Genomic DNA, 8885 nt, shown 5'->3' on the forward strand with positions numbered 1-8885 from the left:
CCCGGGCGGACGCCAATCCCCCCGGTGTTTTTCATGCCCGCCTGACGGATGAACTAAACAATGAAAGGAAATGATTAATTTTGACTCAAAGATAAATCTCCTTTACACACTTTTTGGGATACTACCCAATGAATACAAGTTTTGAGTTTGGGAGAGACTTGGCAATCATCTCTGTATGTTGTCTTGATATCATATCATTGTTGCTGGCTATGACCAGTGTGGGGATATTGATATGATGTAGTTCGGAAGGATCTATTTGTGGCTCTTGAAGCATCAGATTGAGCAGAGCTGTTTGGTGCTTGACCTCTTTTGTCTGTACCATGCTTTCCAACTTCTTATATTCTCTTTTGATTGCTTTTAGGACATTTGGTTTCATCCCGGATGGTGTGAGATTGCCACTATTGAGAATAAGGCTTTTTAGAAGTTCAGGATGATCCATGGCAAAAAGCATAGCGATATTGGCTCCGTCAGAAAAGCCCAAAAGGTGTACTTTGTTTAGATGATTGTCATGAAGGAAGCTATATAAATCTTGTGCGAATTGTTTCAATGTAAACGGAGCTTCTCCACATGGGGTATTGCCATGACCTCTTGTATCGGGTGCAATAAGTTTGAAATGCTTGGCAAGTATTCTGTCTTTTATTTGGAAGTTTTGACTGCTTTCTCCATTACCGTGTAGCATGACAAACGGTTCGCCATGACCAAATTCTCTGTAATAAAGGTCTATTTGACTCATTTTCTTGTTGTTAGTAATCTCTTGAAAAGAGAAAGGGTTGTATCTAAAAATATTCATTTCGATACAACCCTTTAAATGAAGCAGTTATCCTATAAGCCGGGTTCTGTACCTTACCAATGATAAGGTGCTTGTCATTTATCTTGGCCGGCAGTCACCTGACGGCTCACTCGATCTACCCCCCGACTTAGGCGAGCAACCCTCAAACGTCGGTATACATGATCTTTCAGCCCATAAGACACACGGCCGGAAACATTGCTGCTCCGCCGGTGAGCTCTTACCTCACCTTCTCACCCTTACCTATCACGAGGATAGGCGGTTATTTTCTTCTGTGTTACTCTACTCTCACAAGTACCTACCCGTTAGGTAGTATGGTGCTCTGTGCTGCCCGGACGTTCCTCTCTGCCTAAGACAGAGCGACAAGCCGGATAACTGCAATACTTCTTTTTGTCGAACGGCAAATGTACAAAAAGGTTTTGTCTTTGCGTCTATCCTTGTACATTGCCATCTTCGATCTCTTATTTCATCTCAACTTTCTTGGTTGGAGACAAATGCTTGTTTCTATATTCAACCTTTTCAACAAGTTTTGTAGCAACCTCCTTAAAGAATTCGCCTGTCAAGGTATTTTCTTCTGAAGCAGATGGAGCTCCGTTGTCTCCTGCTTCGCAAATACTCTGTACAAGAGGAATTTGTCCAAGTAATGGAATATCGAGTTGCTCAGCCAACTTTTTGCCACCCTCCTTGCCAAAGATATAATATCTATTGTTTGGTAGTTCGGCCGGAGTAAACCAAGACATATTTTCGATAAGTCCCAGGACAGGTACATCAATTTTGTCTTCGAGGAACATTGCTATCCCCTTGATGGCATCGGCAATGGCTACCTGCTGAGGTGTGGTTACGACCACGGCTCCTGTCAAGGCAATCGTTTGTACCATAGTCAAATGGATATCGCTTGTTCCGGGTGGCATATCAATCAGAAAGTAATCGAGCTCGCCCCAATTGGCATCTCTCATTAGCTGAGTCAGTGCATTGCAAGCCAATGATCCTCTCCATAAGACCGGACTTGCCTTATCAACGAAGAATCCCATGGAAAGCATTTTGATACCTCTTACTTCTATCGGCTTGATTAGCTCTCTGTCTCCAACCTTTTCGAGTATAGGTCTGGCATCTTCACAATTAAACATCTTTGGAATAGACGGACCAAATACATCGGCATCCAATAAGCCTACTTTATACCCTGCTTGAGCAAGTGCTACCGCAAGGTTTGAAGTTACTGTACTTTTACCTACACCACCTTTCCCGGAGAAGATAGCCACAATGTTTTTTACTCCAGGCAAGATGGCTTGCTTTTCACTCAGCTGATGTTGCTCCGGTACTTCAATATCTATGTTACCTTTTATGTCAACATCTTTGCCAACATAAGTCAGTATGGCTGTTTCGCTTGCCTTGACCACTGATTTGATAAAAGGGTCATTGGCTTTGGCAAACTTATATGTCATGGAGACTTTCATCCCCTCTATATGAATGTCATCTGCTGTAACGATGCCTGTGTCTATAAGGTTTTTGCCCGTTCCGGGGTATCTTACCTTATCGAGGGCATCAATAATCTGTTGTTTTGTTATCATCATATATAAAATTTAGCGTGATTGACTTCTTCTTGAGCGATTAAAGCTCCTATAAGAATCCGGCTCTATTTCAATGTCCGGCTCTATCCATGTGTGTTCTTTGGGAAGCCTGAATGCAAGATACTTAATGTCGAGGCCTCTGTCGAGCCATTGTTGTTCGTAGTAGGTCCTGATCGAAAGTATATCGCTCACGTCAAGGTCATTGTGGAAGCCATATAGGTCGGCCGTATTGTGCAATATCTCCAAATGGTTTTCCTTTGCCATCGCTTCTGTATATGTGTACAAGAATGGACTGTCGGTCTTGAGGTGTACGATAGCTTGCGGAACCGTAAATTTGGAATAGGCATTCAAAAACCTGGTTGAAGTGAGTCTTTTGTTAACTTTTTTCATTTGAGGGTCCGGGAATGTGATCCATATCTCACTGACTTCGTTTTCTGCAAAGAAATGGCCGAGCAAGCCAATGTCTGTCCTAAGAAATGCCGCATTCAGAATGTTCTCTTCATTGATAATCTTTGCTCCGGTCCACATACGAGCTCCTTTGATGTCGATACCTATGAAGTTTTTGTTCTTAAATTGACGAGCCAATCCAACTGTATATTCTCCTTTGCCACAGCCAAGCTCCAAAACGATGGGATTGTCGTTATGAAAAATCTCTTTGTGCCATTTCCCTTTGTACGGAAAACCCTCTTTGCTTAGTTCTGCAAAAGGATATTGGAGTACCCTATGGAATTGCTCCATATCTGCGAATTTAGCGAGTTTGTTTTTTGCCATAAGTTTGTTTTGACGAAGTATGGAGCCGTCTCAGCTCACGTTTTATATATCCGGTCATAGACCAATATCTTCCAAATTGTCAATAAAGTCAGATAGGAGGGACAAAGTATATTTTGTCATGGAAGACAAAAAGAGGCTTGACTGCTACTAAGTGTAGTTGTCAGCCTCTCTTTTGTTTATCAGTTTACAAGTCCAATCGTCAAAGGAGGCCGTTTTTAACTACCAAGTAATCTTGATTGTGATAACAGCTTCTGCCAACTGCTTGCAATATTCCTCTATATCATTTGCCATAAGGACCAATAAGATTTTACATCTCTCAGTAAGAACAGGTCCTCAGCATTCCAAAGCACATTAAGGCTTAATCGAAATTAATCTAATGATTCGCTATAATCTAACTCAGCCTGGATAATGTCCTCAACTTCATCATCTGTGAAGTTTCCAACCTCATCGCGAGATGCGCCCTTGCGGACATATTCAACCATCTCTTCAATGTCAATCTGAACTTCCTCTTCCTCATTATCTTCATCCAAATACCCTCTACTTTCGTAGTAGTCATAAATAAGGTCAATGAAGTAGTTGATCATATCGTCACTCAATTTGTTTGCCAAAGGCTTATGTATATGAGTACGAATGAAGGCAATAGCTGCCTGGTCGTCATAGCTTGAAAAGCTGTCTCCCATAGTTGCTTGTTTGTTAGTAAATGTATTGAGTTATTTTAGGAGAAACTGGAAGTCTTCTCCCGGATTAATTTCTTTTGTTTCGATATTATGTTTGAAGATGCGTGCCGACTTTTCCCCGATCATGTTGATCGAATTGCCTTCCACCTTCATAATGCAGCCTTCTCTAAGACCTACTACCCATTTGTCAGGATTGGCCACAAGATATTCGGCAATACGCATTTCTCTTGTTTCACCTCCATGATTAGATGGATGGGTATCGAGGTAATGCGGATTGATTTGGAAAGGAACAAAATTGAATGCTTCAAATGTTCTTGGTTGTACAATCGGCATATCGTTGGTCGTGCAAATTGTTGGACAAGCAACATTGCTTCCCGCGCTCCATCCAATGTATGCAGCTCCACTCTTCACTCGCTCACGAATAGCATCGATGAGTCCCATCTCCTGCATTTTTTTCATAAGCATAAAGGTATTGCCGCCACCTACTACGATGGCATCTGCTCTAAGTACAGACTCTATGGGTCTTTGTGCTCTGTGGATAGATACAACTCGCTGACCGAAGGCTGCAAATCTTTTGTTTACTTTTTCTTCGTATTCTTCATAGCTGTATGTGACAGCAGCGTAGGGTATGAATACGATGTTTAATGATTGTTTGCCAAGGAATTCTTGGATATGCTTAGATGCTTTTTCCAAGTATCCTTCACCCGGGCTTGCCGAGTTGCTGATAAGTAAAAGTCTCATTACAATATTATGTTTTTGTGACATCAATATTATTATGTCTATCAATGCTCTGCAAAGATAGCTAAGTTAGTGATATGTTAGATACAAAGTCACCGTATTGTGTACTCGCAATTGTCTATAAACTTGCCTTCATGGGCTTTATGGCTTATAGCAATGTAAAGGTAGGCTATTTATTTGAACTATTTTAGCTTTTCATTATATCTCCAAATCATAAAAGAATACTGTATAAGTCGTGTCGTTGTTCTATTATATTGATAATGAGTGCAAAACAATCTGTTGATTGAATGCTGTTTGATCTGATGGTACATATTACCTATGTGTGTTTGTCTTGCTATGGTATGATATAGTAAGTGGTTTTACCTCTTTGGAAGACGATGTGAATGAACTTTTATGCAATCCATTTGTTCTATAATAGAGTAGTGTCCTTTATCTTAAGGCCAATTTCCAAGGTTTATGTTAGTGTTTTTGGTCTATCGATTAGCTTTATTGCTATCGTTGTATCTTAGTTGTATGGAGTATCTCGGATAAGACCTTTCGGAAGATTAGTTTAAATATTTCAGCAGCTAAGGATTTGTTTTATATTCCGGGACATTTCAAAATTTAGGAGGTATTCATGTCAATAATATTTAAGCCGATTGAAGTATCGGATAGAGAGATTATAACAAGTTATACAATGCAGGCGGGGATTCCTATATGTGATCTTTCGTTTGCCAATCTCTACGGGTGGAGTTTTCTCTATCGTACTTCTTGGGCGGAGTATGAAGGTAATCTATTGATTCGGTTTTATCGTTCTCACGAAGATCCACATCCACGCTATCTGTTGCCACTGAGTAAGGACGGCTGTTCCGAGAAGTTGGCAAAAGCTATTGAGGTGCTTGCTGTGATAGCAGAAAAAGGTGGTTATCCTCTAAGTTTTATGGGGATTTCACCTTGCTGTCGTAATATGTTGGAGAGCCGTTTTAAGGATCAGTTTACTTTTTTCTCTGATCGAGATTGGCAAGATTACATTTACTTGAGAGAGAAGATGGTCTCGCTCTCCGGTAAGAAACTCCAGTCAAAGCGTAATTTGCTCAATCGATTTAAGGCTGCATATCCCAATTATCGTTATGAGATCATCACTGATGCCAACAAAGATGCCTGCTATGAATTGACCAGACAATGGTACAAGGATAAATCCAATGAAGAAGCCTCGGAAGATGAGCTTAAGTTGGTGAGACGTCTAATTGATAATCGAGATGCTATTGGCCTTCAAGCCGGTTCGGTTTGGGTTGAAGATCGTTTGATTGGCTTTTCCTTGGGAATGCCTATCAATCATGATACTTTTGACATTTGTGTAGAGAAAGCCGATACAGATATTCCTGAAGCGTTTGCAATTATCAACAATGAGTTTGCTCGTCATATCCCGGAGCAATATACCTATCTAAATCGAGAAGAAGATCTTGGAATTGAAGGACTTAGACATGCAAAACTACAATATAAGCCGGTAGAGATATTGCTTAAAGATACAGCTATATTAAGGACAGGCAATACCTCTATTCTGGATGATGAGCTCGTAGACAAGGAGATCCCTTCCGGTCATACCTTTAACCAATAAATTGTCTCTTTTATGATTAAAGATAATCCTATTTCTAAGCGTGAAGCTTCTGAACATCTTTGGAGGGTTTGTTTCGACGATACTGAGTCATTTATCCGCCTCTATTTTGATCACATATATAAAGATGAAGATACAATACTTTTATATGAGGATGGATTAGCTGTAGCTCATATTGAGATGCTTCGATACCACTTTGTGTTGTGTGGTAAGATATTGCCCTTTGGATATATTTCCGGTGCATGTACTCTTCCCGAATATCGCAACAAAGGGCTGATGAAAAAACTGCTTTCAGAGGCACTGTTGCAGATGTATGGTCGTGGTGATATATGGAGTGTGCTTATCCCTCAAGAGCAGTGGTTGTATGATTATTATCATCGAGCAGTGTCTTATGTGCCGGCATTTTCTAAGGATGCTATGCGATATAGTTTTGATCAATCATTAGACTCTTTTGTGTCAAGTGTTTATGATAGATATACATCTCCATGTGGTATGTATGTCTATCATACAGTTGATCAGATCAAGGCAGAAGAGATGGATTATGCATTGGCTGACGGGGGGAGATTTTATTCTTTTGACAGGGGCAGTATATTTTACTTTGAAGATAAAGATAGACTAAAGATTATGGGTATGGCCGGGAATGTCACTCGCAAAGAATTGTCAGACTTCCTGACCTATTATATAAACTCGCATCCTGGTCTTAGATTTCTCTCTTTTGTCTGTCCCTCCGAAAGAGGTGAGGCTCTGAAAGATCCGGTGAATATGATTAGGGTTGTAAATCTTGAGGCTCTAATGAAGATTATACTGTCGGATTATGAGTTTTCATTGAGATTGAGAGCCAATTTACCGGCAGCATTTACTGTTGACGATCCTATAATTGAGGCTAATAAATTGAGTTATAGTTGGGATGGAAACACATATCATCGTGTAGAAAAAACAGACTTCTCTTATGAAATAATAAATATTGATATGGTTGCTGAGGCACTGATAAGGTCTATCGGAAAGGGTTTTGTCAATCTGATGATGGATTGAAAAAAGACAAATCTTTATAAAAGTACGATGATAACAATGACAACGATAATGATGAATGTATTAACAACCAACTGACAACCAGCATTGTCTTCTTGGTTTGCCTGACTCTCATCATCGTTTTCCTCGCTCTCATCATCGTCATCATCGTCATCTTCAGGTCCCATATAAAAGGGATCTTCCTCATTCATTTCGCGGTATAGCCATTCATCTTCGTCCATATGCCAAAGGTAATAAACTGCCTTGAATATTTTGTAAAATATAGTTACAAAATATTATTGCCTTTTCTAATCGATTGAAGATATATGTGTTACACATTGATCAGAGTTGTGTAAAATGAACTTCCCGTCAATTGAAAACAAAAGAATCGTATTTAATTTATCAAGATATACCCTCTCATCAGGGCTTTTAGACTCTATATATTTCAATAGACGGGGAAGTTTTAGATGTTCAATCAAGAGCAGCCCTTGAATGCGTTTAGTGACATTATGATTGGTGAATCCGGTAAGTCAATATTCTTCAGTTGTGTACAGTTTCTAAAAGCTTCGTCTTCTATTACTTTTAGATGAATGGGCATTTTAATTGTCTGAAGCGATTTACATTCAGCGAAAGCTTCAGACCCTATTATAAAGACTGATTCCGGCAATGAAACCGACTTGATATTTTCATTGAATTTAAAAGCATTATTCCCGATACGTGCAACACCTTCCGGAATAGAGATATCACTTTGCTCTCCTAAATAACGCATCAATGTACGATATTCTTTATTGATCAAAAATCCATCTTGATACACGAAGTTTGGAGACTGAGTTTTTATCTCCACTTTTGCATCATACTCAATAAATTCAGCTTCTAAAATTTCAAGTTTCTCAGGTAGGGTGATAGAGTTTAGCTTGTGGCAATACATAAATGCACCTCCTCTAATTCGAAGAAGATTATCTGGAAGATGAATTGTGCTGATATTATTGCACCAACCGAATGCATATTCCCCTATTTCTTCCAAGGATTCCGGTAGCTTTACTACTTCAAATGAAAGGCATTTACCGAATGCATATTCTTGTATCTCCTTGATATTGTTAGGAAAATTTATATCCTCCAGAAGGTGATCGTCCCAAAATGTCCATTTCTCTATGCATTCGACATTAGGCGGAATATTAATTTGTTTCAATTGATGACAATAGGAAAAAGCATTATCTTTTATCCGTTTTACGGTATCAGGTATATGAACAATCTCTATCATATCATTCCGCATAAAAGCCTTTTCTCCTATTTCTATGCATCCTTCAAGAACAGAATATTCTCTGACCGTTAACGGTCCTGCTACCAATTTGTAATCATAATAATATGCTCCATATGAGTCTGTCCCATCTTGAAGTATTTTATGATTAGGGTTGTTTTTTTCTCGGCATGATCTTATGCCTGACAAATCATCTTTAAACATATGTTTTATTGCGTGTTGTTAAATGGAGAAGCTATAATTTAGTCTCTTTGATTAGTTGGCTGTCCACTTCTCCGGACATACTGCTATCTTTCTCTATGTATCATAAATTTAGTTATTTTTTTTTGAGAAAACTATCTTCTTTTGTCTGTTATATTTAGAAGCTGTTTAAAAATTATTCAGAGAATTTATTAAGCAATATTTTGCAGAAAGCAAGTTGAACCATAGCCTCTGCAGTAGCGGCATGAAACTCATAATCAATCGTCAGTCTTCTAAAATTTTC

Annotated in this window: 9 protein-coding genes and 1 other RNA gene; 2 read left to right on the plus strand and 8 right to left on the minus strand. The window is 39.2% G+C overall.

Annotated elements, in window-relative coordinates; translation table 11 throughout:
* Window positions 1–121: 121 nt before the first annotated feature.
* The 6 genes from ACFO3G_RS04795 to pepE form a co-directional block, all read right to left on the minus strand.
* Window positions 122–733, minus strand: coding sequence for an alpha/beta fold hydrolase (locus ACFO3G_RS04795; RefSeq protein WP_380078485.1), 612 nt, complete (start codon window positions 731–733; stop codon window positions 122–124).
* A 76-nt stretch (window positions 734–809) separates the two neighbouring features.
* Window positions 810–1166, minus strand: an RNA gene (rnpB, locus tag ACFO3G_RS04800) — RNase P RNA component class A.
* Between the two features lie 82 nt (window positions 1167–1248).
* Window positions 1249–2358, minus strand: coding sequence for an Mrp/NBP35 family ATP-binding protein (locus ACFO3G_RS04805; RefSeq protein WP_380078487.1), 1110 nt, complete (start codon window positions 2356–2358; stop codon window positions 1249–1251).
* A gap of 9 nt (window positions 2359–2367) precedes the next feature.
* Window positions 2368–3126, minus strand: coding sequence for a tRNA (guanosine(46)-N7)-methyltransferase TrmB (trmB, locus tag ACFO3G_RS04810; RefSeq protein ID WP_380078489.1), 759 nt, complete (start codon window positions 3124–3126; stop codon window positions 2368–2370).
* A gap of 368 nt (window positions 3127–3494) precedes the next feature.
* Window positions 3495–3806: a hypothetical protein gene (locus tag ACFO3G_RS04815; RefSeq protein ID WP_380078491.1), complete on the minus strand. Its 312-nt coding sequence runs from the start codon at window positions 3804–3806 to the stop codon at window positions 3495–3497.
* A gap of 30 nt (window positions 3807–3836) precedes the next feature.
* Window positions 3837–4544 (minus strand): dipeptidase PepE, encoded by a 708-nt coding sequence (gene pepE, locus ACFO3G_RS04820; RefSeq protein WP_380078493.1) that lies wholly within the window; start codon window positions 4542–4544, stop codon window positions 3837–3839.
* A 613-nt stretch (window positions 4545–5157) separates the two neighbouring features.
* Between pepE and ACFO3G_RS04825 the strand changes: the two genes are divergently transcribed.
* Window positions 5158–6138 carry a DUF2156 domain-containing protein gene (locus ACFO3G_RS04825; protein ID WP_380078495.1) on the plus strand — a complete coding sequence of 327 codons (981 nt, stop codon included), beginning with the start codon at window positions 5158–5160 and terminating at the stop codon, window positions 6136–6138.
* A gap of 12 nt (window positions 6139–6150) precedes the next feature.
* Complete coding sequence (locus ACFO3G_RS04830) at window positions 6151–7167, plus strand: GNAT family N-acetyltransferase (protein ID WP_380078497.1); 1017 nt, start codon at window positions 6151–6153, stop codon at window positions 7165–7167.
* Window positions 7168–7181: 14 nt separating this feature from the next.
* Here the strand turns inward: ACFO3G_RS04830 and ACFO3G_RS04835 are convergent, their stop codons facing one another.
* Window positions 7182–7385, minus strand: coding sequence for a hypothetical protein (locus ACFO3G_RS04835; RefSeq protein ID WP_380078499.1), 204 nt, complete (start codon window positions 7383–7385; stop codon window positions 7182–7184).
* Window positions 7386–7618: 233 nt separating this feature from the next.
* Entirely contained in the window at window positions 7619–8605 is a 987-nt protein-coding gene (locus tag ACFO3G_RS04840) for a leucine-rich repeat domain-containing protein (protein ID WP_380078501.1), read from the minus strand.
* Window positions 8606–8885 lie beyond the last annotated feature (280 nt).

It is taken from the genome of Falsiporphyromonas endometrii (assembly GCF_042654485.1).
GTDB classification, from domain to species: domain Bacteria; phylum Bacteroidota; class Bacteroidia; order Bacteroidales; family Porphyromonadaceae; genus Porphyromonas; species Porphyromonas endometrii.

Coding starts and splice junctions, on each gene's coding strand:
- ACFO3G_RS04795 (WP_380078485.1), bottom strand. CDS start 733: ATGAGTCAAATAGACCTTTATTACAGAGAATTTGGTCATGGCGAACCG.
- ACFO3G_RS04805 (WP_380078487.1), bottom strand. CDS start 2,358: ATGATGATAACAAAACAACAGATTATTGATGCCCTCGATAAGGTAAGA.
- trmB (WP_380078489.1), bottom strand. CDS start 3,126: ATGGCAAAAAACAAACTCGCTAAATTCGCAGATATGGAGCAATTCCAT.
- ACFO3G_RS04815 (WP_380078491.1), bottom strand. CDS start 3,806: ATGGGAGACAGCTTTTCAAGCTATGACGACCAGGCAGCTATTGCCTTC.
- pepE (WP_380078493.1), bottom strand. CDS start 4,544: ATGAGACTTTTACTTATCAGCAACTCGGCAAGCCCGGGTGAAGGATAC.
- ACFO3G_RS04825 (WP_380078495.1), top strand. CDS start 5,158: ATGTCAATAATATTTAAGCCGATTGAAGTATCGGATAGAGAGATTATA.
- ACFO3G_RS04830 (WP_380078497.1), top strand. CDS start 6,151: ATGATTAAAGATAATCCTATTTCTAAGCGTGAAGCTTCTGAACATCTT.
- ACFO3G_RS04835 (WP_380078499.1), bottom strand. CDS start 7,385: ATGGACGAAGATGAATGGCTATACCGCGAAATGAATGAGGAAGATCCC.
- ACFO3G_RS04840 (WP_380078501.1), bottom strand. CDS start 8,605: ATGTTTAAAGATGATTTGTCAGGCATAAGATCATGCCGAGAAAAAAAC.